The 26155-nt window shown below is 47.7% G+C and carries 24 protein-coding genes; 11 read left to right on the top strand and 13 right to left on the bottom strand.

Features of this window, described 5'->3' with window-relative positions; genetic code table 11:
- Window positions 1-6: 6 nt before the first annotated feature.
- The 5 genes from DYA43_RS10010 to DYA43_RS09985 form a co-directional block, all read right to left on the bottom strand.
- On the bottom strand, window positions 7-465 hold the full coding sequence (locus DYA43_RS10010; RefSeq protein WP_020327982.1) for an NfeD family protein: 459 nt from the start codon (window positions 463-465) through the stop codon (window positions 7-9).
- Window positions 462-1391 (bottom strand): SPFH domain-containing protein, encoded by a 930-nt coding sequence (locus tag DYA43_RS10005; RefSeq protein WP_020327981.1) that lies wholly within the window; start codon window positions 1389-1391, stop codon window positions 462-464. Before DYA43_RS10005 ends, DYA43_RS10010 begins: the two co-directional genes overlap by 4 nt.
- Window positions 1392-1539: 148 nt before the next feature.
- Window positions 1540-2394 carry a co-chaperone YbbN gene (locus tag DYA43_RS10000; protein ID WP_020327980.1) on the bottom strand — a complete coding sequence of 285 codons (855 nt, stop codon included), beginning with the start codon at window positions 2392-2394 and terminating at the stop codon, window positions 1540-1542.
- 321 nt (window positions 2395-2715) lie between these two features.
- Window positions 2716-3543 (bottom strand): SDR family oxidoreductase, encoded by an 828-nt coding sequence (locus DYA43_RS09990; RefSeq protein WP_061056745.1) that lies wholly within the window; start codon window positions 3541-3543, stop codon window positions 2716-2718.
- Between the two features lie 23 nt (window positions 3544-3566).
- Window positions 3567-4481: a TIGR01777 family oxidoreductase gene (locus DYA43_RS09985; protein WP_055452569.1), complete on the bottom strand. Its 915-nt coding sequence runs from the start codon at window positions 4479-4481 to the stop codon at window positions 3567-3569.
- Between the two features lie 186 nt (window positions 4482-4667).
- Between DYA43_RS09985 and DYA43_RS09980 the strand changes: the two genes are divergently transcribed.
- Genes DYA43_RS09980 through yfcE form a run of 5 tightly spaced genes read left to right on the top strand, consistent with a single transcriptional unit; the run spans window position 4668 to window position 7534 of the window.
- On the top strand, window positions 4668-5402 hold the full coding sequence (locus tag DYA43_RS09980) for a DUF1538 domain-containing protein (RefSeq protein ID WP_020327977.1): 735 nt from the start codon (window positions 4668-4670) through the stop codon (window positions 5400-5402).
- Window positions 5399-6193, top strand: a complete 795-nt coding sequence (locus DYA43_RS09975) for a DUF1538 domain-containing protein (RefSeq protein WP_032081787.1) — start codon at window positions 5399-5401, stop codon at window positions 6191-6193. The genes DYA43_RS09980 and DYA43_RS09975 overlap by 4 nt, the downstream gene beginning before the upstream one ends.
- Window positions 6183-6533 (top strand): P-II family nitrogen regulator, encoded by a 351-nt coding sequence (locus tag DYA43_RS09970; RefSeq protein ID WP_020327975.1) that lies wholly within the window; start codon window positions 6183-6185, stop codon window positions 6531-6533. Before DYA43_RS09975 ends, DYA43_RS09970 begins: the two co-directional genes overlap by 11 nt.
- Window positions 6530-6937: a CBS domain-containing protein gene (locus DYA43_RS09965; protein ID WP_020327974.1), complete on the top strand. Its 408-nt coding sequence runs from the start codon at window positions 6530-6532 to the stop codon at window positions 6935-6937. The genes DYA43_RS09970 and DYA43_RS09965 overlap by 4 nt, the downstream gene beginning before the upstream one ends.
- Window positions 6938-6982: 45 nt before the next feature.
- Window positions 6983-7534, top strand: a complete 552-nt coding sequence (gene yfcE, locus DYA43_RS09960) for a phosphodiesterase (RefSeq protein WP_020327973.1) — start codon at window positions 6983-6985, stop codon at window positions 7532-7534.
- Between the two features lie 44 nt (window positions 7535-7578).
- Here the strand turns inward: yfcE and DYA43_RS09955 are convergent, their stop codons facing one another.
- The 3 genes from DYA43_RS09955 to DYA43_RS09945 form a co-directional block, all read right to left on the bottom strand.
- Window positions 7579-7857: an Rdx family protein gene (locus DYA43_RS09955; RefSeq protein WP_020327972.1), complete on the bottom strand. Its 279-nt coding sequence runs from the start codon at window positions 7855-7857 to the stop codon at window positions 7579-7581.
- 70 nt (window positions 7858-7927) lie between these two features.
- Window positions 7928-8449 carry a regulatory protein ToxS gene (locus DYA43_RS09950; RefSeq protein WP_020327971.1) on the bottom strand — a complete coding sequence of 174 codons (522 nt, stop codon included), beginning with the start codon at window positions 8447-8449 and terminating at the stop codon, window positions 7928-7930.
- A gap of 11 nt (window positions 8450-8460) precedes the next feature.
- Window positions 8461-9324, bottom strand: coding sequence for a transcriptional regulator (locus DYA43_RS09945; protein ID WP_061056744.1), 864 nt, complete (start codon window positions 9322-9324; stop codon window positions 8461-8463).
- A gap of 280 nt (window positions 9325-9604) precedes the next feature.
- Here DYA43_RS09945 and htpG point away from each other — a divergent pair, with 280 nt between their 5' ends.
- The 3 genes from htpG to hemH all read left to right on the top strand — a co-directional run bounded on the left by htpG (window position 9605) and on the right by hemH (window position 13612).
- Window positions 9605-11512, top strand: coding sequence for a molecular chaperone HtpG (gene htpG / locus DYA43_RS09940; protein WP_032080347.1), 1908 nt, complete (start codon window positions 9605-9607; stop codon window positions 11510-11512).
- Window positions 11513-11821: 309 nt separating this feature from the next.
- Window positions 11822-12466, top strand: a complete 645-nt coding sequence (gene adk / locus DYA43_RS09935) for an adenylate kinase (protein ID WP_020327968.1) — start codon at window positions 11822-11824, stop codon at window positions 12464-12466.
- Between the two features lie 183 nt (window positions 12467-12649).
- Window positions 12650-13612: a ferrochelatase gene (gene hemH, locus DYA43_RS09930; protein ID WP_061056743.1), complete on the top strand. Its 963-nt coding sequence runs from the start codon at window positions 12650-12652 to the stop codon at window positions 13610-13612.
- Between the two features lie 102 nt (window positions 13613-13714).
- On the opposite strand, the gene dtpA is transcribed toward hemH, so the two are convergent.
- On the bottom strand, window positions 13715-15199 hold the full coding sequence (dtpA, locus tag DYA43_RS09925) for a dipeptide/tripeptide permease DtpA (RefSeq protein ID WP_020327966.1): 1485 nt from the start codon (window positions 15197-15199) through the stop codon (window positions 13715-13717).
- Window positions 15200-15597: 398 nt separating this feature from the next.
- Between dtpA and rfaH the strand changes: the two genes are divergently transcribed.
- Complete coding sequence (gene rfaH, locus DYA43_RS09920) at window positions 15598-16101, top strand: transcription/translation regulatory transformer protein RfaH (RefSeq protein ID WP_020431798.1); 504 nt, start codon at window positions 15598-15600, stop codon at window positions 16099-16101.
- Between the two features lie 64 nt (window positions 16102-16165).
- Here rfaH and asnB read toward each other — a convergent pair whose 3' ends face one another.
- The 4 genes from asnB to nagA all read right to left on the bottom strand — a co-directional run bounded on the left by asnB (window position 16166) and on the right by nagA (window position 22068).
- Entirely contained in the window at window positions 16166-17830 is a 1665-nt protein-coding gene (gene asnB / locus DYA43_RS09915; RefSeq protein WP_020431796.1) for an asparagine synthase B, read from the bottom strand.
- 218 nt (window positions 17831-18048) lie between these two features.
- The gene (locus DYA43_RS09910) at window positions 18049-19635 is read right to left on the bottom strand and encodes a cation:proton antiporter domain-containing protein (RefSeq protein WP_032079938.1); all 1587 of its coding nucleotides are present in this window, start codon (window positions 19633-19635) and stop codon (window positions 18049-18051) included.
- Between the two features lie 79 nt (window positions 19636-19714).
- A complete protein-coding gene (gene nagC, locus DYA43_RS09905) occupies window positions 19715-20929 on the bottom strand; it encodes a DNA-binding transcriptional regulator NagC (protein ID WP_020431792.1) in 1215 nt (404 codons plus the stop codon).
- 2 nt (window positions 20930-20931) lie between these two features.
- Window positions 20932-22068 carry an N-acetylglucosamine-6-phosphate deacetylase gene (nagA, locus tag DYA43_RS09900; RefSeq protein ID WP_061056742.1) on the bottom strand — a complete coding sequence of 379 codons (1137 nt, stop codon included), beginning with the start codon at window positions 22066-22068 and terminating at the stop codon, window positions 20932-20934.
- Window positions 22069-22549: 481 nt separating this feature from the next.
- Between nagA and nagE the strand changes: the two genes are divergently transcribed.
- The gene (nagE, locus tag DYA43_RS09895; RefSeq protein WP_061056741.1) at window positions 22550-24040 is read left to right on the top strand and encodes an N-acetylglucosamine-specific PTS transporter subunit IIBC; all 1491 of its coding nucleotides are present in this window, start codon (window positions 22550-22552) and stop codon (window positions 24038-24040) included.
- Between the two features lie 244 nt (window positions 24041-24284).
- Window positions 24285-25955 (top strand): glutamine--tRNA ligase, encoded by a 1671-nt coding sequence (glnS, locus tag DYA43_RS09890; protein WP_061056740.1) that lies wholly within the window; start codon window positions 24285-24287, stop codon window positions 25953-25955.
- Window positions 25956-26155 lie beyond the last annotated feature (200 nt).

The raw sequence follows: 26155 nt of genomic DNA, 5'->3' as shown, positions 1-26155 counted from the left end.
CAGCAATCAGCTGATTTTCTTGGGCTCGACTTTCAGTATCGTTCCGTCGACATCAACGACAGTCACTCGCTGACCTGCATGCAACGGTTCTTGGCACTCTGCGAGCCAAGTGGTATCGCCCAGCGCTAGACGAAATTGGCCCGCATCGACATCGTCTCTGACAACGGCGGTTTGTCCGATTAGCTGTTTTTGCTTCTGGTTAAGTGTTCGTCCTGCGTCGCTGCGTTTGTCATTGCTCAGTTGGCGGCGCCACCATAACCAGGTGGTAATCAGAGAGAAGGCCGCAAACGAGGACCATTGTAACTGCCAGCTGACAGGAACAACCAGCAGGATGGCGCTGACGAGCAGAGCCGACACGCCCAGCCATAAGCAGTACCCGGCTGTTCCTAGCAGTTCGGCTGCCAGCAATGCAAGCCCTAATGCCAGCCAGTGCCAGTGGTTGAGTTCGAGTAGCCAGTCAATCAAAGGTCCACCTTCTTCGTACCAGATTGTTTAAACATTTCAGCGATTCCCGCAACAGAGCCCATTAAGCCAGTGGCTTCGAGTGGCAACATGATGATCTTTCCGTTTTCTGCCTGGCCGATCGATTTTAACGCTTCAGTATAGCCTTGAGCGATAAAGTAGTTGACGGCCTGCATATCGCCTTTTGCGATCGCGTTGGACACCATTTCGGTTGCTTTTGCTTCGGCCTCAGCTGCACGTTCACGCGCTTCGGCTTGCAGAATTGCAGCTTGCTTTTCACCTTCGGCACGCAGGATCTCAGACTGTTTCTGACCTTCAGCTCGCAGAATTTCTGCCTGACGAACCCCTTCTGCAGCCAGAATGGATGCCCGCTTTTCACGTTCTGCTTTCATCTGCGCATTCATTGCAGAGGTCAAATCAGCTGGTGGCTGTACATCTTTGATTTCTATACGGGTGACTTTCACGCCCCAAGGATTGGTCGCTTGGTCGACAATCGATAACAGTTTAGTGTTGATCATGTCACGCTGACTGAGCATCTCGTCGAGTTCCATCGAACCCAACACCGTACGCATATTGGTCAACGTCAGGTTACGGATCGCATTCTCCAGATCATTGACTTCATAAGCGGCTTTCGCGGCGTCGATGACTTGAACAAAACACACGGCATCAATCACTACATTCGCGTTGTCTTTACTGATCACTTCCTGCGCGGGTATATCGAGAACTCGCTCCATCATGTTGATCTTGCGTCCGATACTGTCGATAAACGGAATGATGATGTTTAGGCCAGGTTTCAGAGAGTGGGTATAGCGCCCAAAGCGTTCAACGGTCCAGTTATTACCTTGGGGTACGGTTTTCACTGCCGATGCGATAAATGAAATCACAACGAAGACGAATACACCAATTGCGACTAATGAATCTATTGCCATGACGTTTCCTTAGATGGTTTTTATTAATGGCTAAAGTGTGAATGATAACCGCTGGAGTCACAACGTAATGTGACCGAATCTTCGTGTTGATCCAAAAAATAAGGCAGGAATAACCTGCCTTAACTGTATGATGTAACGAATAATTTTATTAATAAAGCAACGAATAAAGCTGTCTGCGATAGCGGCTGGCTGTGCTATTACTCTGGCCAAGCGCGTTAAGGATGTCCATAAAGATCTTCTTCATATCGCCATCAAGTGTATTCAGATCGCGCTTGAGGAACGACCACAGTAGCTCAAGAGCTTCCTCGTCACGTTGCACCTGATGATATTGAGTGGCTAATTCAATCGCTACTTTTGCGTTGGAATTGTCTTGTGCAAATGTACTTTCCAGCGCCTGAATTTCCGGGCTGTCAGCCGCTTGCTCATGCAGTTCCAGGCGGGCCACCAAACTCTTGTAGTAGCCGTCCTGGTATTCCAGTGGTATGGCGGCGAGCTCAGCTTTAGCCGCTTCGAATTGCTGGGTTGCAAGGAAGCAGTCGGCTAATGCCAGCTTCGCATCACCTTTACGTTTCCATTCATCACTCAAGGACAGAAGCAGTGGCAGCGCCTGAGCCTGCTGCTGGTTTTGAACCAGAGTCAGCGCCTGTTGCAAGGTTCGTTCGTCTTGGCTTGGTAAATGGCGGTCAAGCATCTCTTGAATGGCGGCAATCGGCTGCGGGCCACCCAAACCATCGACCGGCTGGCCGTTAATGAACAGCGCGATCGTAGGCAACGCCTGAATGCCAAATTGTGCTGCGATGGCTTGCTCTTCCTGACAGTTCAATTGTGCCAGTTGGAAAGCACCGTCATATTGCTGAGTAAGCTGTTGTAGCGCTGGAATAAGTTGAGCGCTTTCGTCACTCATCGGTGCCCAGAAATAGAACAGGATGGGCGTGGAGGCCGAACGTTCTATCACTTCGCGAAAGTTGTGTTGGGTTACGTCAGTAATATGAGGTGATTGCATGATGATTCCTTGTACGCTTGCGCTTTTCTAGATAAATGGGGGCGTGATTTGAAAACACAAGGTTTGGCGGAATAAGCTGCAAACACAAAAGCCGCACGACGGCGGCTTTTGTATGCTCCGTAGAGCCAGCAAGCAAAGATGTTCTATAAAATCATGAAGAGTGTCAGTGCCACACCAACACTGAGCCAATTCCATTGGTTTAATGTCATAAATCTCTTATCCAATGCAACGCTAAAGAATCAGTTAAGGTGAAGTGAAATTGTTCACTTCGAGCTTCATCATGGCATCGAAATGTTACGCATTAATGACAAAATTATAATTTTACGCTGCTTTGTTCAGCAGTTTGTCCAAAGTTCGTCCGGGAAGAAGACGTTTTAACACCGCAAAGATTTTTGTTGGTGTTGTCACGCGGTAACGCAGGCGCGGACGCGGGGATTCCAGAGCATGCAGGAGTGGCGCTAGGCAAGCTTCAGCGGGAAGAACAAACGCATTGTTGGATTTGTCATTGCCTAATCTGGCCAGCTGGGCGTGATATTGCTGAGCGTGTACAGAGTTGTCGACGGGTATCCAACGCTTGAACGCCACCAGAGCATTGGCGCGAAATTGGGTTTCAATCGGGCCGGGTTCGATTGAGCTGATGTGAATGCCGCTCTCTCGCAATTCCAGCCGAAGGGTATCTGTCCAGCCTTCAAGGGCAAACTTGGATGCGTTGTACGCGCCGCGGTATTTCATCGCGGCAAAGCCCAGAATTGAGCTGTTCTGCACTATCCGTCCGTGACCTTGCTGACGAAAGTGGGGGAGCAAAGCCGTGGTCAGGGTATGCCAGCCAAAGAAGTTGGTTTCAAACTGAGCGCGCAGAGCTTCCGTTGGTAAATCTTCTAATGCTCCCGGTTGGCCGTAAGCACCATTGTTAAACACCGCATCCAGTTTATTCGCCGAGAATGTGAGAGCTTGTTCTACGCCTGCGCGAATACTTTCCTCATCACTGAGGTCGAGTTGAATGCAGGTGAGGCCTTCAGCCTTGAGACGTTCGACGTCCTTAAGATGGCGGCAGGAAGCAATCACCTGATAGCCGCGTTGGTGGAGTTGTGTGGCGGCCATGTAGCCAATGCCGGAAGAACAGCCGGTGATTAATATTGAACGAGTCATGAAATATCCAAGTCAGAATGCGATCAAGCCTGATGCTGAAGTAAATGCTTCAGGGCGGGGTCGATTCGAGAGTAAGTGAACTGAAACCCCAGTTCCGTTAGTTTTTTGGGTTTGGCGCGAATGCTGTCAAAAAGCAATTCACTGGCTTCTCCCATCAACAGGCGAATGGCCCATTGAGGGGTAGTGAGCACGTGTGGCTTTTTGAGCGTGGCAGCTAAGCTGCGGCTGAAGATCAAATTGCTGACCGGATGTGGCGCGCACAGATTAAAGGCGCCCTGAGCATGTTCCGTTTCCAGCAGAAACACGATACCCCGCACCATGTCGCACATGTGTATCCAAGGCATATACTGTTGGCCATTGCCAATTGGGCCACCAAGACCTAATCGATAGGGCGGTAACATTTTTTTCAACGCGCCACCTTCGGGGGCCAGTACAACTCCGGTGCGAAGCAGGCATACGCGGGTGCGGTCCGACTGCGCATGGAGGGCAATCTCTTCCCAGGTTTCACACACATGATGGGAAAAGCGGCTCGATTTGACCTGCAGACTTTCGTCAAACGGATGATCTTGCTGATCGCCGTAATAGCCGACGGCCGAACCGCTGATTAATACTTGAGGTGGCTTTGCACTGGCATGAATCAATTCCACCAGTTTTTCGGTCAGCTTCCATCGGCTGTCACAAATTCGCTGTTTTTGCGCACTGGTCCAACGTTTATCGGCAATGGGTTCACCGGCGAGATTGATGACCGCATCGAACGTATTGAGATCGTGCAGCTCTTCTAAGCTTTCCAGAAAATCGAGCCTCTCATTCTGGATATGGGCCAACTTTGCTTTGGCCTGAGCGGCATTGCGGGTTAAGACGACCAAATCATGGGTCATGAGTAGTTTTATCAGCTCTCGGCCGATAAAGCCTGTACCACCAGTGATCAATATTTTCATGTCGCCTCCTTGCTTCGCTTAAGTATAGCTGCCGCTGCCTGAGGATCAGCTTAAGGGAATCTTTGCTAAGTGCCAACATTCTGTTTTTTAACCTTTGATGACTTTTTACCCACCCCGTAAAGCGTGTCACATCACGTGGATTTATCCTTTGCCATTATAAGTGTAAGGAATTGTATCGGAGCGACTATGGCTGGGGCGTTAGCATTACTCAAAGCGATGTTGGGCAGTTTGCGCGACTTGATGCCGATTGTGCTGGTGATTGCTTTTTTCCAGCTGTTTGTGTTGCAGGAGCCGCTACCGCATTTGCTGAGCGTGCTGAGTGGATTGGTGCTGGTGGTGCTCGGGCTCACTTTTTTCATCTTTGGCCTGGAAATGGGGCTGTTTCCGATCGGAGAGTCCATGGCTCAGGCTTTTGCCCGCAAAGGTAGCTTATTCTGGTTGTTAGTCTTTGCTTTCTGTCTCGGATTCGGAACCACCATTGCGGAACCCGCGCTGACCGCGGTGGCAGAAGAAGCGGCAAAGGTTGCCTCACAAGGCGGAATGATTGCAGACACCCCTCTGGCTCGGCACGATTATGCACAAGGGTTGAGGGTGACTGTGGCGGTATCGGTGGGCCTTGCGATTGTGATTGGCGTACTGAGGATCCTGAGAGGATGGCCGATTCACTACATGATTGCGTTTGGCTATGTCGGCGTGGTGATCCTGACTGCGTTTGCGCCCGAATCGATCATCGGTATTGCCTACGATTCGGGTGGTGTCACGACATCAACCATTACCGTGCCGCTGGTGACGGCATTGGGTGTCGGGTTAGCGTCATCGATTAAAGAGCGGAATCCTATGTTGGATGGCTTTGGCTTGATCGCGTTTGCATCGCTGCTGCCGATGATGTTCGTCATGGTATTTGGCATGGTGGTGACATGATCGACGGACAAGATTTTTTCGACACGTTACTTTCCACCATTCTGGATATTGTCCCCATCGCGGTGATTATTTTCGGCTTTCAGTTTGCGGTGCTGAGAAAACCGCTGACTAATCCCGTAAAAGTGTTGATTGGTTTTGGTTACGTGATTCTTGGCTTGTCGCTGTTTTTACTTGGTCTGGAACTGGCGCTGTTTCCGCTGGGTAAAACGATGGCGCGCCAGCTGACTGACCCTGAGTTTCTTGAAGAGTTCCGACTCAGTGTCGGACAGACGTTGCAGTGGGGGGATTATTACTGGGTTTATCTGTTCGCCTTTCTGATTGGTTTCAGTACCACGATAGCCGAACCCTCTTTGATAGCGGTTGCTATCAAAGCCAATCAGGTATCCGGTGGTGCGATTCAAGTGAATGGTTTACGGATAGCGGTTGCACTGGGAGTCGCGTGTGGTATTGCTCTCGGCAGTTATCGGATTGTGGTCGGTGACCCCATTCAGTACTACATCATCGCGGGCTATATCGTGGTGGTCATTCAAACGTTTTACTCGCCGAAGCTGATTGTACCGCTGGCGTACGATTCTGGTGGCGTCACCACATCGACGGTCACCGTACCGATAGTGGCAGCGTTGGGGCTGGGACTGGCGTCGACGGTTCCGGGACGTAATCCGATGATTGATGGCTTTGGCCTCATCGCCTTTGCCAGTCTATTCCCGATGATGTCGGTGATGGGATATGCACAAATCACTCAATGGCTTAATCAAAAAGCGAATCTAAAGGAGCAAGATGATGAGGTTTAAACTGATACTCGCCTTTGTTGAAGACAGCAAAACTGATGTCGTGCTCGACGCCGCGCGTAATGCCGGGGCGACTGGTGCAACTGTTATCAATAACGCTCGCGGAGAGGGACTGAATAAAAAACGCACCTTCTTTGGTTTGACGTTGGAGGTGCAGAAAGACGTGGTGCTGCTGATGGTGGAAGAGCATTTGTCGCGTCACATTCTGGAGACAATTTGTGAAGTGGGCGAGTTTGATCAGGAATCCGGGCAGGGCATCGCTATTCAAATCGACATTGAGGATGCCGTGGGAGTGGCGCATCAGGTGGCAACATTAACCAAAGTAGTCGAGGACAACCTATGAATCGTGAAGACAAAATCCATGTGCGCGACGTGATGGCAAATACCTACGTGATGGTGGACGGTTTAACCACGGTTCATGAAGGGATCTGTCTGGCGAAAAAGTACGAGGTAAAAGCCTTGATCGTCAACAAACGTCACGAAGATGACGAATTTGGCATTGTGTTGATGAACGATATCGCCAAGAAAGTGTTGGCCAAAAACCGCTCACCAAAGCGTACCAACATTTACGAAATCATGACCAAGCCAGCGCTGACGGTTTCGCCGGATATGAACGTCAAATATTGCGCGCGGCTGTTTGAACGATTTGGGATCAGCCGGGCGCCAGTCATTGAACATGGTAAAGTGATTGGCATGGTCAGTTACAACAATATCGTGATCAACGGCATGGCGAGAGATGACGAATAACACCATAAACCGTACAATCTCAGGGTTTAATTCGAGAGGTGTGCAATGGAATTATTTTTTGCTTCAGATCTACACGGTTCACTGCCAGCCACCGAACGCGTCTTGCTAGCGTATCAGCAATCGGGTGCCGATACGCTGGTTTTACTGGGTGATATTCTTAATCATGGGCCGAGAAACCCCATTCCAGAAGGTTACAATCCGCCAGCTGTCGCTGAGCGGCTCAATGCATTTGCTGATCGCATTATTGCGGTGCGGGGAAATTGTGACAGTGAAGTCGACCAGATGTTACTGACGTTTCCGATGATGGCGGACTACGCCTGGGTCATTCTGGAGTCTGGGCAGCGTTTGTTTCTCACTCACGGACATCTGTACAACCAGAATAAGCTACCACCCCTTAAAGAGGGGGATGTACTGGTGCACGGACACACCCATGTGCCGGTAGCGGAAAAACAACCACATAACTACCTGTTTAATCCGGGATCCGTGACTTTTCCCCGTAATGGTTTTGCCGCCAGTTTTGGCCGTTTTCGTCACGGTATCATTGAGGTGTGCAGCTTTGATGGCGATGTCATTGCTCAAACCGATACTCGCGCGTAAAGACAATTAAGGGCACCGATGGGTGCCCTTAAAATATTCATTGCTTACTTTCGGTCTGAGTGACCAAGGTCGCGTTCGGGATCAATCAAATCGCGCACGCGTTGTTTGAGCTCTTTAGCCTCTGGAAAGCCACCGTCCTGTTTTCGTTCCCAGATTTGCACGCCGTTGCAGAAGATTTCGAATCGACCGCCAGTATCGGGATGCAAACTCACGGTTTCAATTTCTTCACTGAAAGTGTGCAGCAATTCCTGCGTGAGCCAGGTTGAACGCAACATCCAGTTGCATTGGCGGCAGTAGTAGATATCAATCTTAGCTTTATCCATGATGTCCTTCTCGTCAGTTTGCGAGCGAAAAATTCAAGTTGCATTGCTCGCAAACATCATTTCTTTGCGGTTAACCGTTACTAAACAGCACCGTCGAACCGTGATTCAGGCTGGTGAGTAGCAGCGTTTTCTCGTTCACAATGTCAATGCGACGGCTCTGTTCTGAATCCATCTTAAACAGTTGGGTGATCAGGTCGAGTTGTTGTGGCGTAAAGTCTTTGCTCTGTGTTGATGAAACGTCTTTAAATTCAGTGGGTGATACCAGCAGATAATTGTCACTGACGTCCCAGTCGCCCGATTCGGAAATATTGATCACGTCCTCCGGCACCGTTTTATCAACCGCATACAGCTTGACGATCGATACTCGCACGTAAGTGCCGTTCGGCAAGTATTTGACGTTGGAAGTCATGTCCACGCGGCGTAGAGGGCCGACCGAATCGTTCTGCTGCTTATTGCCAATCAGGGTGACCATTTTGGATTGCCACTCTCGGGAGGTCAGAACCTGTTCGATTTTAAGATCGCTGCCCCAGTAGAACCAAGCACTGAACGCAGCAGAGATAAACAGCAGGAAAGAGGCGAATTTACGGTTCATGGTATGACTCTTCATTGGCAAATCTTACTCACATCTTCTTGGTTAGCGAAGATTCTCAAGGTGATGTTTTCGCCTGAGAACTGAGGCGTGTGAATGTAATTCAACACCAGTTGGTTACTGTGTCCGCCCGTTGCAATGACTTCTTTGGGGGCCAGTTCGCCGGTGTGCATTTCACCATATTTTCTTACGCAGCTTTCAATCAGCGGCAGCCACGACGTGAGATCCGGGTGATTGATTGGCGTGCTGACAATCACATCGTTGAACACTGCCAAGCGTCGAAATTTAGACTGCGAAGGCGTCGTAAACAAAATGACACAAATAGGCAGTATGACGGCAACCAACAGAATCAATTTAGTGAACAGATCCATTCGTGGTTTTGGTGCCGCAGGTGTCGAGTCTACAGAAGGCGACGTCTGAGTAATAACTGCTTCAGAAACAGCAGCTTGACTGACAAGTTCTGAAGAGGATACGGCACTTGAGTAAGACTCATCTGACTGCTCGATGGCATCAGGATCTTTACTTGCATCGAGCTGAACGCTTTCGACGGTCGCGATCAACTGATAACCACGTTTTGGAACCGTTTTCACAAACTGAGGCGACTTGGTCGAGTCTTTCAGCATTTTACGTAGGGTTGAGATGGCTTGAGTCAGGCTGGAGTCGTCGACTTCAAAACCTTGTTCACGCCACACGAAATCGTGAAGTTCGTTGCGGGTGATCACTTCATTAGGGCGTTGAGAAAGCATTAACAGAATACGGCTTTCATTACTTCCAAGACGAACATTCTCGTTATCAGCGTCTTTGTCTACTAGCGAATTGCTCGTTGGGTCGAAAGTAAATCTATCAGCAAGAATGAACTTTGTGCCTGTGTTACTCATCGATATCTTCTTTTTAATTAGTATTAGAGCTTGGACTATCAACTACCCAGATTGTCTTCCTTGTTAACAAATTAAAATACGACTTTTGAACTGACGGGCTTTTATCTTCCTTGATAAAAATACGGATAGAGGATAATCAAAAAAAACACAAAAAACAGTGTTTTTATGGTTTTTGACCTTGAATTTACATTCGTAATCCACATGTTAATACCAAATCGATGTTCCTCATACCCCTTTTGTTCTCTGACATGGGGAACCGAAATGATGCTATGGAGTTAATATGAGCGAAACTGCAATGACAAACAAAGAAACTCGTGGTTTTCAATCTGAAGTTAAGCAACTACTTCATCTGATGATTCACTCTTTGTATTCCAACAAAGAGATCTTCCTGCGAGAGCTGATTTCCAACGCTTCCGACGCGGCAGATAAGTTACGTTTTCAAGCCCTGTCAAAACCGGAACTGTATGACGGCGACGCAGACTTGGGTGTAAAGCTGTCGTTTGATACGGACGCCAATACCATCACTATCTCTGATAACGGTATTGGTATGAGTCGTGAAGACGTCATTGAACATTTGGGCACCATTGCCAAGTCAGGTACGGCTGAATTTTTCTCAAAATTATCTGAAGAACAGTCAAAAGATTCGCAGCTGATTGGTCAGTTTGGTGTAGGTTTCTACTCCGCATTCATCGTGGCCGACGCGGTCACTGTCCGCACACGTGCCGCTGGTTTAACGGCTGATGAAGGCGTGCAATGGTACTCCAAAGGTGAAGGTGAGTACACCGTTGAGACGATTACCAAGGCCAATCGTGGTACCGATATCATTCTTCATCTGCGTGATGAAGGAAAAGAGTTTCTGTCCGAATGGCGTCTGCGCGATGTGATTTCTAAGTACTCTGACCACATTGGGATTCCGGTTTATATTCAGTCAAACGTACTGGATGAAGACGGCAAAGAGAGTGGCGAGACCAAGTGGGAACAGATCAACAAAGCGCAAGCGCTGTGGACTCGTTCCAAATCAGAAATCAGTGACGAAGAGTACCAAGAGTTCTACAAACACGTCTCTCACGACTTTGCTGAACCGCTGGCTTGGAGCCACAACAAGGTTGAAGGTAAAAACGATTACACCAGCTTGCTGTACATTCCGGCGAAAGCGCCGTGGGATATGTACAACCGTGATCATAAACATGGCTTGAAACTTTACGTGCAGCGCGTATTCATCATGGATGACGCTGAGCAGTTCATGCCTTCTTACCTGCGTTTCGTACGTGGCCTGATTGACTCGAACGATTTACCGCTCAACGTGTCGCGTGAGATCCTGCAAGACAACAAAATCACGCAATCGCTGCGCAACGCTTGTACCAAACGTGTTCTGACCATGCTGGAGCGTATGGCCTCGAACGATGAAGAGAAATACCTCAGCTTCTGGAAAGAGTTCGGTCTGGTACTGAAAGAGGGCCCGGCGGAAGACTTCGCCAACCGCGAGAAAGTGGCTGGCCTGTTGCGCTTTGCATCGACACACAGCGATGCGGCTGAACAAAATGTCGGCCTGAATGCCTATGTCGAGCGCATGAAAGAAGGCCAGGACAAGATTTACTATCTGACTGCCGACAGTTATGCCGCCGCGAAAAACAGCCCTCACTTAGAGCAGTTTAAAGCCAAAGGCATTGAAGTGATCCTGATGTACGATCGCATCGATGAGTGGCTGATGAACTACTTGACCGAGTTTGATGGCAAACAGTTCCAGTCCATTACCAAAGCGGGCTTGGATCTGAGCAAGTTTGAAGACGAAGCGGAAAAAGAGAAACACAAAGAAACCGAACAGGAATTTAAATCCGTTGTTGAACGCGTGAAAGAGTATCTCGGCGAGCGGGTTAAAGACGTGCGTACCACGTTCAAGTTGGCATCGACACCTGCGGTTGTGGTCACTGATGACTTTGAGATGGGGACTCAGATGGCCAAACTGTTGGCAGCAGCTGGTCAGGCGGTTCCGGAAGTGAAATACATTCTGGAGATCAACCCAGAACATGCGATGGTGAAACGCATGGCTGATGAACCAGACCAGCAAGCCTTTGGCCGTTGGGTTGAGGTCCTACTGGGGCAAGCAATGCTGGCTGAACGAGGCTCAATGGAAGACCCGTCGCAGTTTGTTACCGCGATCAACCAGCTTTTGACTAAGGTGGAATAATTCCATGAAAAAGCTCGCCTTGTGCGAGCTTTTTTCTTGAAGCATGAACGGCGTGGTGTGAAGTTGCGCGCCCTTTCATGCAAACGCAGAGAAATTTCACTCAGGTTGGCATTCTTTAGTCTTAGACTCGTCAGACAATCGTTTTTCTGTGATAGAATCGCAAACTTGAATGTCACTACCAACACGTGTATTTTGCACGCCAGTTTGCTTGAGCAGACTGTATTGGTCTCCTTATACCGAAACTTACCGTCTCGAAACAGAGGGAACTGTGAGCTTCGGTATAAATATCATTTCTTAAGAGGATTAAACATGCGCATCATTCTTCTAGGTGCTCCAGGTGCAGGTAAAGGCACACAAGCTCAATTCATCATGGAGAAATACGGTATTCCACAAATCTCTACTGGTGACATGCTGCGTGCGGCGATCAAAGCGGGTACAGAGCTTGGCAAACAAGCAAAAGCTGTTATCGACGCAGGTCAGCTAGTTTCTGATGAAATCATTCTGGGCCTGATCAAAGAGCGTATTGCTGAAGAAGATTGCAAACAGGGTTTCCTACTGGATGGCTTCCCACGCACGATCCCACAAGCAGACGGCCTGAAAGAGATGGGCGTAAACGTGGATTACGTGATTGAATTCGACGTTGCTGATGATGTGATCGTTGAGCGTATGGCGGGTCGTCGTGCTCACCTGGCTTCTGGTCGTACTTACCACGTTGTTTACAACCCACCAAAAGTGGAAGGTAAAGACGACGTAACGGGTGAAGATCTGGTTGTTCGTGATGACGACAAAGAAGAAACCGTTCGTGCACGTCTGGACGTATACCACACTCAAACAGCGCCACTGATCGAATACTACGGTAAAGAAGCGGCGGCGGGTAACACGACTTACCTGAAGTTTGACGGCACCAAGCAGGTTGCTGAAGTGAGTGCTGATATCGAGAAGGCATTAGCATAATAGATAATACCTATTATCAAATTTTTTAAGAATTTTGTTATAGTTAAGCGACCGTAAGGTCGCTTTTTTTATGAACTTTTTCCGCGGATTTCGCGTACAACGACCGTGTTTTGCCTTGGTGGCAGACAATGTCTTACGCTCTGCGAGCTCAAGCCGCAGCTAAAAACAACTCGACAGGAAGCTATGCAAAAAAACAAAAAATACGGTGTCTTGTTAGCTAATCTTGGCACCCCGGAAGCGCCGACTGCGCCTGCTGTTAAACGGTTTCTCGGTGAATTTCTCCATGATCATCGCGTGGTAGATATGAGTCGTTGGCTGTGGTGCCCGATTTTGCACGGTATCATTCTGCCTATTCGCTCGCCTAAAGTTGCCAAGCTTTATCAAAGCATCTGGATGGAGGAGGGATCGCCGCTGATGGTCTACTCCAAGCGCCAGCAAGCGGGTCTGAAACAACTGCTAAACGTGCCCGTCGAACTGGGTATGACTTACGGTGCACCAAGCTTGCAAAGTGGGGTAGAACGTCTGCAACAACAAGGGGTGGAATCCATCATTGTGTTGCCGCTCTATCCACAATATTCCGGTACCACCACAGCTGCCGTGTTTGATGGTCTGGCGAAGGCAATGAAGAAGGTCTCGTTGGTACCAGAGCTGCATTTTGTGCGTGACTATCATGATCATCCGCTATACATCCGGGCATTGGCAGAAAAGGTGCGCCAGTCGTGGGAGGAAAATGGTCAGGGCGACCTGTTGGTTTGTTCTTATCACGGTATTCCGAAACGTTATGCGGACAATGGTGACATTTATCCGCTGCACTGTGCTGCAACCACCCGATTGTTGGCAACAGAGTTAGGGCTGGCGGATGATAAAGTTATGATGACTTACCAGTCTCAGTTCGGGAAAGAAGAGTGGTTACAACCTTACACGGATAAAACGATGGAAGACTTACCCGCCAAGGGGATCAAAAAACTGGATATTCTCTGCCCAGCATTTTCGGTGGATTGTCTGGAAACTCTCGAAGAAATCTCTGAACAAAATCAGGAGATTTTCCTGCATGCGGGTGGGGAAGCCTTCCACTACATCGAGTGTCTTAACGCTTCAGCCAGCCATATTCAGATGATGGCTAAGCTGGTGGAAGAAATGCTCTAGAGCGCTAACTTCAAGTAAAACCCGTCGTGAAAATCGATACGAATAAAAAAGCCTCAGCAGTTGCTGAGGCTTTTTAGCAAGATAAGAGGCTTATCAGCGAGATTACGCTTGCGCTGTTTCCAGAGCAGTTTCGTTTTCACCGCGGCAGATTTTCGCCAGCTTTGGTGCAATCAGGAAAGTAATCACAGTGATTGCAGCCGTTGCGTAACCAATCTTACCGAACACGTCGCCATAAATAGCCAAAGACTCAGTTGATGACGCAATGTGCGAAGGTACTGATGTCAGACTTGCTACCCAACCCGCGATCACAGCAGCGGTTGCTGAGGTCAGGAACCACATGCCCATCGCAAACCCCATCATACGTTGTGGGACCAATTGAGCGACCATCGCCAGACCTAAACCGGAAACCAGTAGTTCGCCAATAGATTGGAATGCGTAGCACAGGATCAACCAGTTCGAACTGATGATGCCATCTGTATTGGCAAAGTTAGCTCCCCAAGACAGGATTAGGAATGACAGCGCACACAAGCCCATACCGATAGCGAATTTGAATGGCATTGCCAGACGGTCACCCAGTTTGCCGTATATCATCGCCAGTACCGGGCTGGCCAGCATGATCCAGAATGGGTTCAGTGCCTGGAATTGCTCTGGTTCAACGTTAAAGCCGAGAATATCGTGGCTTACGTTGTGAATCGCAAAGAAGTTCAGTGATGTTGGCATCTGGAAGTAGAGTACGAAAAACACAATACCTTGCAGCATCAATACAAATGCAACCAGCATTTTCTGGCGTTCTAGACCTGTGATAGAGAACGCTTCCTTAAAGTAGAAGCTAACGATGGTCAGGCCAGCAATAACCAGGATGCCGTGTGCCAGCGATAGGTTTTGTAGGAGGTAACTACATACAAAGCTTGCGATGATTGAGCCGATGATTACTGCCAGCAAGTAGCTTTTGTTCACTGGTTTCAGGTCAGCCGGAGAGCCGACACTTTTCAGCATACCTTGGCAAATGATGAAGTTGACGGCTGTGATTGCCAGACCAATGGCACTCACACCAAATGCCAGGCCGTAACCTGCACGTTCTGCCACGATTGGAGTGATGATCATCGAGAAGAATGAACCCAAGTTGATCGCCATGTAATACATGGTGAAGGCGCCATCGAGACGAGGGTCGTTTTCAGGATAAACTTTGGCCAGCAGACTTGAAGGGTTCGCTTTGAACAGGCCGTTACCAACAGTGATAAAGCCCATTGCGATGTAAATCAGAGTTTCGCCGCCGAAGTGGTCTTTGGTGGTCGACATACCCAGTAAGACGTAACCGATCATCAGGATAATGGCACCCAGCGTGATTGCTCGTTTGGTACCAATCACTTTGTCGCCGATCCAGCCACCCGCCGCGACGAAACCATAAACTAAAGCGGAAAATGCACCGAACAGGACAAATGATGATGACTCATTCATACCCAGAATTTTTACTAGGTAAACGGTCAGGATGGCTTGCATCCCGTAAAAACCGAAACGTTCCCAGAATTCGATAGAAAAAATCAGATAGAATGATTTAGGTTGCTTGAATATATTCAAGTCAGACATAAAGAGCTTCCTGTAATCAACCTTATCTTGGCGACTCCCCGCGTCTTCAGTTCGAGATAAACAAGGAGTGCCTATTAAGATAGAGGTGTATGTTATAAATTCTCGTTAAGAGTATTATTTTGGTTAATGTAATGCATTGAAGTTTTTTATTTGGCAGGTACGTATACATCCAAGATGATAAGGCTGCAATAGCGTTATTTGGTTGTTTTATGAACTGTTTTGTCTAACTAATTGAAATGCAAAGTGTTACGCGTAGATGATGAAGTTAACTTTTTGTGAAAACTAAAATTTCATATTTGGTTACACTTTGCCTTTACGATGTTACAAATTCATATATTGGTATTAAGTAGTGATTTTCGGCTAAAAATCGCGACCAATTGGAAAAGAGTTGATAAGAAATGAAACGTTGGTATTTGCTGTACTGTAAACGAGGTGAACAATTAAGAGCAAAAATGCACCTTGAAAATCAGGGAGTAGAGTGTTTTTACCCAGAGATCGAAGTAGAGAAGATTCGTCGTGGCAAGCGTCAGACGGTTAAAGAGCCGCTGTTTCCATCTTATATGTTTGTGCGGTTTGACTTTAATGTCGGACCGAGTTTTACAACTGTCCGCTCAACTCGCGGTGTCTCCGACTTCATTCGTTTCGGCTCTGAACCCAAAGAGCTGCAAGGCGATCTGATTTATGACCTTAAGCAGTTAGAGTCTTCGGCGAAGAGTGAAACACCGAGTGTTGAGCTGCCAAAGCCAGGTCAAGAAATCGAAGTGAAAGGTGGGCAATTCTGTGGCTTGAAGGCAATTTATCAGGAACCGGATGGTGAAACCCGTTCTATCATGCTGGTCAAAATGATCAGCCAGCCTGTCGCTTTGAGTATCGATAACAAACATCTCGATTTTAAAAAGTAGCGGACAGTCTTGGTATTTGATAAATGATTGAACGAAAAAAGGCGCTCAAGGCGCCTTTTTTTTCTTAGTATGCTTCGTTGTGAACGGCTTTCACTGCTCGACCTGATGGGTCGATACAGTTTTTGAATGATTCATCCCACTCGATTGCTTTTGCCGATGAACACGCGACTGAAGGGCCTCCTGGTACACAGCGCGCCGCTGATTCCAGTGGGAACAATTCTTCAAAAATTTCGCGGTACACGTAACCTTCTTTGGTGGTTGGCGTGTTGTAAGGGAAGCGGAATTTCGCCGTTTCCATCTGTTGATCGGTCACTTTCGCTTCTGCCGTGGCTTTCAGAGTATCAATCCAGTTGTAGCCTACGCCATCAGAGAACTGCTCTTTCTGACGCCACGCGATTGAATCTGGTAGATAGTGTTGGAAGCATTCACGCAGAATGTGTTTCTCCATTTTGCCGTTGCCACACATTTTGTCTGCTGGGTTTAGGCGCATTGCAACGTCGATGAACTCTTTGTCCAGGAATGGTACACGACCTTCCACCCCCCAGGCAGCCAGAGATTTGTTTGCACGGGCGCAGTCAAACATATTCAGAGCCAGCAGTTTACGCACCGTCTCTTCGTGGAACTCTTTCGCGTTTGGTGCTTTGTGGAAGTATAGGTAACCACCGAAGATTTCGTCTGCACCTTCACCGGAGAGTACCATTTTGATACCCATAGCTTTGATCTTACGGCCCATCAGGAACATTGGCGTAGACGCACGGATTGTCGTTACATCATAGGTTTCGATGTGGTAGATCACGTCACGAATCGCATCCAGACCTTCCTGAACGGTGTACGTCATTTCATGGTGAACCGTGCCTAGTTTGTCTGCGACTTCACGCGCGGCCTTCAGGTCAGGCGCGCCTTCAAGACCGATAGCAAACGAGTGCAATTGTGGCCACCATGCTGCGGATTTCTCATCATCTTCGATACGCATTGCCGCAAAACGTTTTGCGATTGCTGATGTGATCGATGAATCTAGGCCACCAGATAACAATACGCCGTAAGGTACGTCGGTCATCAGCTGACGTTTAACCGCATCTTCCAACGCCTTGGTCAGATCTTCTTTACTGCTGACGTTGTCTTTGACTGCGTCAAATTCGTTCCAATCACGGGTGTAGTAACGTTTTGGTTCCGCATCTTTTGAGCTGTATGAACAGCCTGGAGGAAATTCGCTGATGGTTTTACATACTGGAACCAGAGCCTTCATTTCTGAAGCCACATAGTAGTTGCCGTGTTCATCGTGACCTTGGTACAGCGGAATGATACCGATGTGGTCGCGACCGACCAGATACTCGTCTTTTTCTTCGTCGTACAGAACGAAAGCAAAGATACCGTTTAGCTCTTCCAGCAAATCTGCGCCTTTATCCTGATACAGGGCCAGAATCACTTCACAGTCAGAATCGGTTTGAAATTCATACTTACCTGCGTAGCGTGCACGGATTTCTTTGTGGTTATAGATCTCGCCGTTTACCGCAAGGATAAGTTTTCTATCTGGGCTATAAAGAGGTTGCGCGCCACTATTCAGACCTACGATGGCCAGACGTTCGTGAGCAAGAATTGCGCGGTCTGATGCGTAGATACCTGACCAGTCCGGGCCACGGTGACGAAGTTTTTTAGACATTTCCAAAGCCACAGGGCGAAGTGTGGCGGCGTCACTTTTAATGTCTAAAATACCGAAGATAGAACACATACAACTTTCCTTAATTAGACGACTTTTAATCAGATGACTTCAATTTGCCACTTTGATTAAAAAAGGCAACCCATAAGTATTAAAAAGTTTAAAGAAAAGTCATTGTGGTGAATTTTATTTAATTTATAAACTAAATTGGTGAATGACGTTTAGTTTTTGGTGAAAAAGACAGCAAAACAGATGAAAAAAAGGAGCTTAAGCTCCTTTTTTCTTAATTATCAATAGCGGATGAATGTGGGTTTTAACTGTTCGCATACGTGGCGAGCAAAGCCGGTACCTGCCTCACTGTAGATGTTGAACGCTGCATGCGCTCCCTCTTCGATCAGATTTTCCATTTGGTCAGGATACTCGGCAATCGCTGCTATCTGACCTTTAAAATGGCGTTTTTTAAGCAGTGAAAGTGCAATCTGGTTTGCCTGATGGTGGGGCATTGCCAATAGCACCATTTTCACCTGACCTGTATCCAGAATTCGTTCCCAAAAATCAGGGTCAGTCGCATCGCCGCTGATGACGTTGCGCCCCTCTTCACGATGTCCCTGAGCCGCGTCTTCACGCAGTTCCACACCGAGAGATATCGGTCCATATCGGTGATGTAGTTCTTCATAAGCACCAGTACCGATACGCCCCATACCGAGAATCAATACCTGTGCGTTGCCTGGATTGATAAGCTTGTCGCGTTGATGGAGCTCATCTGGGAGATACTCATGAAACCAATGCGAAGAACGTTGATAAATTGCGTGGCCTTTGCGTCCGAGTGGGGCTGCCAGAATAAACGAAAGCGAGACAGAGATCGCCAGTGCGACCAAAATGTCGCCGGGTAACCACCCCATCTTAAACGCCAGTCCGCCGACAATCAGACCAAACTCACTGAAGTTAAACAATGACAGGGAGGCCAAGAGCGAGGTTCGCACTCTGAAATGGAACTTGTTGATCACCCAGAAGTACAACGCCCCTTTGATCGGTAGCAGAATGAGGAGCAATAACGCCAGCACGAAACCAGTCGGTGTTGGCTCTTCAGACAAACCGATATTAAGGAAGAAGCAAACCAGAAACAGCTCTTTGAGATTGAACAAGGCTTTGGACAATTCGGACGCTTTGCGATGTTTGGCAAGCATTAGGCCGAGAATCAACGCCCCTAAGTCAGGTTTCATACCTACCAGTTCGAATGATCCCGCACCCACCACGAGGGCAAGGAAAATACCGAGCAGGATCAGCATTTCGCCGTGGCCTACCCAGTCAAGAAGCTCGAATAACAATGGACGAAGGAATGGCAGAATGAACAATCCAATCGCGTACCATTCAGGCAATTTTCCCGTCGAAGCGGTGAGGAATATGACGGCAAAGATATCCTGCATGACCAGAATACCTATCGCTAGCGTGCCATAGGTTGAATTCATTTCTCCCTTTTCTTGCAACGACTTTACTGCAAATACAGTGCTGGAGAAGGAAAGTGCAAAACCGAGCAATAGTAAACTGCTGAAAGGAACAGAACTCAGGCTATCGAGGCCAAGGAACTTAAAGGCAACTAAAGCGAGTGTAAAGACCGCTGTTGAAACGATATTGTGAATCGTTGCTCCCGCCCATATCTCTTTTTCGAGCAGCGTTTTGATGTCCAGTTTTAAGCCGATAGTGAACAGCATCAGCGTCACACCGAGATCGGCGAGCATCGAGATCGTTTCGTTAGACTCGAAGCCGTAAAGTTTCAGTCCGAAACCAGCAATCAGGAATCCGACCAGCGGAGGTAAATGAAGTTTGAGCGCAACGAAACCAACGATGAACGCAGCAGATATAAAAATCAGATCCATAACGTTTCTTATATTTTTGTAATAAAAAGGGCCGTATCTTCATAGAGATACGGCCCAATATTATAGAACAATCACCTGATTAATCTTCAAGCAATTTTTGTAACAGAACTCCATTCAGCATGGCGCGTTTTATCATTGCAAACGCGCTGATGGTTGGCTGCTTGTCGATTTGCGATGTTACGATCGGCAAATGGCGATGGAATGTTTTCAGCGACTGATTTTCCACATTGCGCAAAATGGCCGGAAAGATGATGTCCGGAGAATCGGTAATCTGGCCAGCAATGACAATTTTCTGAGGGTTGAACAGGTTAATTGTAATCGCAATCGCTTTACCCAGTTGGTTGCCGACACGAACTAAAGCTTGCTTGGCCAACTCGTCGCCAGCATTAGCATGCTGACAAATATCTTCGATAGCGATGGTTTTCAGTTCGGATAAGCTCGATTCGTAACCTTGAGCGATGAGTTTCTTCACGCGTGAAACGATAGCTGGGTTGGTTGCCACGGTCTCAAGGCAACCAAAATTACCACACTGACACTGTTCACCAAGTGGATCGATCTGAATGTGGCCAATCTCCCCAACGTTGCGATTGGAACCTAGAAATACCTGGCCGTTAACAATAATCCCTGCGCCAGTACCGCGATGCACGCTGACCAGAATCGAGTCCTGACAGTCTTGGCTGGCGCCAAAATAATGCTCGGCTAACGCCATTCCACGTACGTCGTTGCCGACAAAACATTCCACATGGAATTGTTCACGAATAATGTCGCCTAATGCCAGTGCATCCACATCGACGTTTGGAATGTATTCCACAACACCAGTTTCAGGGTTGACCAGACCAGGTAATGCGATACCAATGGCAATCAACTGGTCGATAAGTTGGCTTTGCTGGGCAATGAAATCTTTGAGGTGACTCACTAGGCCTTCGATAAGCTGAGGCTGGTTAGTGTAGTGAAACTCATAGGAAGCAAACGCCAGCTCTTTTCCACCAAGATTGAAAAGGCTGAGTTGAATGTAATCGCGGCCAAGACGTACTGCGACCGAATGAAAAGGTTCAACTTCCGTGGTCAGAGAGATGGCCCTGCGGCCGCCTGTGGAAGCTTGTTGGGCGACCTCTTTGATGAGGCCGCGTTCAAGAAGTTGGCGGGTAATTTTAGTCACACTGGCCGGAGCGAGCTGACTTACATCGGCAACCTGGATTCGAGAAATTGGACCCTGTTGGTCAATTAATCGATAAACCGCAGCGCTATTTAGCTGCTTAACTAGATCTACGTTACCTATTTGTCCGCCATTCATTATTACTTTTGCTCGTATTGTCCGTTAACCACAGTCGCTTTCACGTTGAAGTCACGGTCAAAAACAGTGAGGTTGGCGATCATGCCTTTTTTGACACGACCCAGTTTATGAGCAACCCCAATTGCTTTTGCTGGATACAAAGTAGCCATCCGTAGAGCTTCATCTAAAGCGATGCCGACATGCTCAACCGTGTTTTGAACTGCTTCAATCATGGTAAGGGCTGAGCCGCCAAGCGTGCCATTTTCATCAACACACTTGCCTTCTCGGTAATATACTTTCTTACCGACAAAAATAAAGTAATCCATTTCAGCGCCTGCAGGAGCTGTGGCATCGGTCACTAATACGAGCTTTTCGCCCTTAATTTTGTGCGCGATTCGAATGTTGGCGTAATCAACATGGAAACCGTCTGCGATGACGCCAGTGTAGACATCCGGAGTATCGTAAATGGCACCGACAACTCCCGGTTCACGACCGGCCATCGGGGTCATTGCATTGAACAGGTGAGTGGCAAACGTAATACCAGCTTCGAAGCCTTGACGGGCTTCTGCGTAAGTGGCGTTGGTGTGACCGATGGAAACGACAATGCCAGCTTTAGCGAGCTTCTCAATGTGCTCCGCTTTATTGTTTTCTGGTGCTAACGTGACTTTAGTTACTACGTCGCTGTTGTCACAGATGAAGTCGATCATGGCATCATCAGAGGTGCGGATAAAGTCGACGCAGTGAATGCCTTTCTTCATGACATTCAGATAAGGGCCTTCCAAGTGCAAACCCAGAGAATGATTCTGGTACTTTTGCTGATATTCACGCTGAGCAGCAACAGCTTGTCGCATGTTTTCATCAGACGAAGTAATCAACGTAGGCAAAAAGCTAGTACAACCAGACTTTAAGTTGGCCTCGTGCATGATGTGGATGGTTTCAGCTGTTATTTCATCGTTGAACATAACGCCGCCACAGCCATTCAACTGGACGTCGATAAAGCCTGGGCTCACGTTTGCGTCATTCAGATCAACGGTTTTAAGATTTTCAGGCAGTTGCTCGATGGGACATACGGCTTGAATTAAGTCGCCATCCACAATGACAGCATGTTCGGTCAACACGTCGTTACCTGTGTAGATTTTGCAGTTAGTTAGCGCGTACATATCAGCTAATCCTTATCTATCGAGATTTTATCAATTTATTTGGCGACATCAGGCCAGCGAAGGCGTGCAGGGCAGAACTTTCTTTGCTGACTTCAATTAGGTCGCGAATTATCTTTCGGGCAAACGGCCACAAATATCGTGGCTAAAAATAAGTACTAAACAGCGTTACTACTCAAGGACTTTGTAAGTCGTGGTCACACTCAGTGTTGCCGCTAAGTATAGACTAATTTCCTCGTCGTTAGAGTAACAAACCACGAGATAGTATCGTTATTTCCATGTTTTTTTATATTGTAAAATAAGTTTTATGATCTCGCTAGCAAAATAGTCGAATTTTGACCGTTTCTGGTGATTATGATCACAATTGATAAGGTTTTAATTTGCGGAGCAAAATTAATGTCATACACTGACTATGACTAAATTGAGCGACTAAAATAAGTCGCCCGGTCCAAATATACCAAAATCCTATAGGGGGAACTATAAGGTGAATATTCTTGGATATTTTCAAAAAGTAGGTAAGGCCCTGATGGTGCCTGTTGCTACTTTACCAGCCGCGGCCATTCTTATGGGTGTCGGCTACTGGATTGACCCGAACGGTTGGGGTGCAAACTCCGCACTAGCAGGGTTCCTAATCAAAGCTGGTGCTGCAATCATCGACAACATGTCATGGCTGTTTGCGGTAGGTGTTGCGTACGGTATGTCGAAAGACAAAGACGGTGCAGCAGCTCTGGCTGGTCTGGTTTGTATGTACGTTGTAACCACTCTGCTTTCGCCAGGTGCAGTTGCTCAAATTCAGGGCATTGACCCTGCGACAGTGCCAGCAGCGTTTAGCAAAATTCAAAACCAGTTTGTGGGTATCCTAGTGGGTATCATCTCAGCTGAAATCTACAACCGTTACTCTTCAGTAGAACTGCACAAAGCTCTGGCGTTCTTCTCTGGTAAACGTTTGGTCCCAATTTTGACCTCTTTTGTTGGTATCGTCCTGTCTTTTGTTCTGATGTATATCTGGCCAGCAATTTACGGCGGTCTGGTGCATTTCGGTGAATCAATCCAAGGCATGGGTGCGACGGGCGCAGGTATTTACGCTTTCTTCAACCGCTTACTTATCCCTGTAGGTCTACACCACGCTTTGAACTCAGTATTCTGGTTTGACGTTGCTGGTATTAATGATATCCCTAACTTCCTAGGCGGCGCGAAATCTATTGCTGAAGGCACGGCTGTCCCTGGTGTAACGGGTATGTACCAAGCTGGTTTCTTCCCTATCATGATGTTTGGTCTGCCTGGCGCTGCGCTGGCGATTTACCACACCTCTACAGCGAAGAACAAAGAGAAAGTCGCAGGTATCATGATCGCCGCAGCATTTGCATCATTCTTCACTGGTGTAACTGAGCCCCTAGAATTCTCGTTCATGTTCCTGGCTCCACTGCTGTACGTACTGCACGCACTGCTAACTGGTATCTCAGTGTTTATCGCGGCATCAATGCACTGGATTGCAGGCTTCGGCTTCTCTGCGGGTCTGGTGGATATGGTTCTGTCTTCTCGTAACCCACTGGCTGTGAACTGGTACATGCTGATTGTTCAAGGCTTGGTATTCTTCACCCTTTACTACGTGGTATTCCGCGCCGTTATCGTGAAATTCGGTCTGAAAACTCCAGGTCGTGAAGATGAAGATGAAACTGTTGCAGTTTCTAAAGGTTCAACAGAGACTTCAGAACTGGCGAAACAGTACCTGAAAGTTCTGGGTGGTCACGAAAACCTGTCTAACATTGATGCGTGTATCACTCGTCTGCGTCTGACCGTCAAAGATATGTCTATCATCGACGAGAAAGAGCTGAAGGCTCTGGGCGCAATGGGCGTGGTGAAACTGGGTTCTAACAACCTCCAAGTTATTCTTGGTCCACTGGCGGAAATCGTTGCTGGTCAGATGAAAGCGATTCAACCAGAAGAGCACTTAACTGACGCAAAACAGGCATAAACCTTTTTAGACTCTAGCCATAATTGAAGCCTTCGCCTCGTGCGAAGGCTTTTTCGTTTGATTTGATTGGCGATATAACCGCCGGACTCCAGAAATAATCATAAGAAAACGGCAGTTTTTATTGTGAATTCGTTCAGAATTGTGGATCATTAGCGGCAATAATTTCTGCTCTGCCGGGCTTTTGAAGCTTTTAAATGCAGAAAAATTTTTCTGACAATACTAAATAAACTTTGAGGTGCTATAGATGAGTGAAGCTGAGGCTCGTCCATCGAACTTCATTCGCCAAATCATTGATAAAGATTTAGCGGATGGTAAACACACTAGCGTGCATACTCGTTTCCCGCCAGAACCAAACGGTTATCTGCATATCGGACACGCGAAGTCGATCTGTTTGAACTTTGGTATTGCTCAGGACTATCAGGGTCAGTGTAATTTACGTTTTGACGACACAAACCCAGAAAAAGAAGATCTCGAATACGTTGAGTCGATTAAGAAAGATGTGAACTGGTTAGGCTTTGAATGGTCTGGCGATGTTTGTTATTCATCGGATTACTTCGACAAGCTTTATGAATATGCGGTGGAACTGATCCAAAAAGGTTTAGCGTACGTTGAAGAGCTAAGTCCTGAGCAGATCCGCGAATACCGTGGCACATTAACAGAGCCAGGTAAACACAGCCCATACCGTGATCGTAGTGTGGAAGAAAACCTCGCGCTGTTTGAAAAAATGCGTGATGGTGGTTTCGCTGAAGGCCAAGCGTGTCTGCGTGCGAAAATTGATATGGCGTCCTCATTCATCGTGCTGCGTGATCCTGTGTTGTATCGTGTTCGCTTTGCGGAACACCACCAGACAGGTGACAAGTGGTGCATCTACCCGATGTATGACTTTACTCACTGTATCTCTGATGCATTGGAAGGCATTACACATTCACTGTGTACACTTGAGTTCCAAGACAACCGCCGTCTGTACGATTGGGTTCTGGATAACATTACGATTGATTGCCACCCACGTCAGTACGAATTCAGCCGACTGAATCTCGAATATACGGTTATGTCTAAGCGTAAGCTGAACCAACTGGTGACGGAGAAACTGGTCGAGGGGTGGGATGACCCACGTATGCCGACCATTTCTGGTCTACGTCGTCGCGGTTTCACTCCGGCCTCTATCCGTGAGTTTTGCAAACGTATCGGCGTGACCAAGCAGGACAACCTGATTGAATTTGGTGTGCTGGAATCGTGCATTCGCGACGATCTGAACGAAAACGCTCCGCGCGCGATGGCGGTTCTGGATCCAGTTAAGATTGTGATTGAGAACTTTGCTGCAGACTCTGTTGAAATGCTTCACATTGCAAACCACCCGAACAAACCAGAAATGGGTGAGCGCGAAGTACCGTTTACTCGTGAAGTATGGATTGAACGTGAAGACTTCCGTGAAGAAGGCAACAAGAAATACAAACGTCTGGTTCTGGGTAAAGAAGTTCGCCTGCGTGGTGCATACGTGATCAAAGCTGAGCGTGTTGAGAAAGACGAGCAAGGTAACATCACGACCATCTACTGTACCTACGATGCAGATACGCTGGGTAAAAACCCAGCAGATGGCCGTAAGGTAAAAGGCGTTATTCACTGGGTTTCTGCGGATAAAGGTGTACCTGCGGAATTCCGCCTGTATGACCGCCTGTTCACTGTGCCAAACCCGGGCGCAGCTGATAACTTTGCCGCGACAATCAACCCAGAATCACTGGTGAAACTGAACGGCTTCATTGAACCAAGTCTTGTTTCTGCTGAAGCTGAGTTCGGTTATCAATTTGAACGTATGGGTTACTTCTGTGCCGATGCCAAAGATTCTAAAGCAGATGCGTTGGTATTTAACCGCACCGTTGGCTTGCGCGATACTTGGGCTAGAATCGACACTGAGTAAGCGTTTTGCACTGTGATCATTGAAATAAAGCCAGCACAACGCTGGCTTTATTTTTATCAATAATCACCTCACACGTGAGCGGAGGCCTGCCCCGAGCACAAAATTTGTGTGAGATTCCTGCGATTATTGTGGTCGAGACACATTTTTTGCCTTACAGCCTATAGTTTTGCCTAGCTGATCCGATATATTTAACAGATCAT

It is taken from the genome of Vibrio fluvialis, assembly GCF_900460245.1.
GTDB lineage: Bacteria > Pseudomonadota > Gammaproteobacteria > Enterobacterales > Vibrionaceae > Vibrio > Vibrio fluvialis.
The sequence above is the reverse complement of the archived record's forward strand: the minus strand, read 5'-3'. Positions and strand labels throughout refer to the sequence as shown.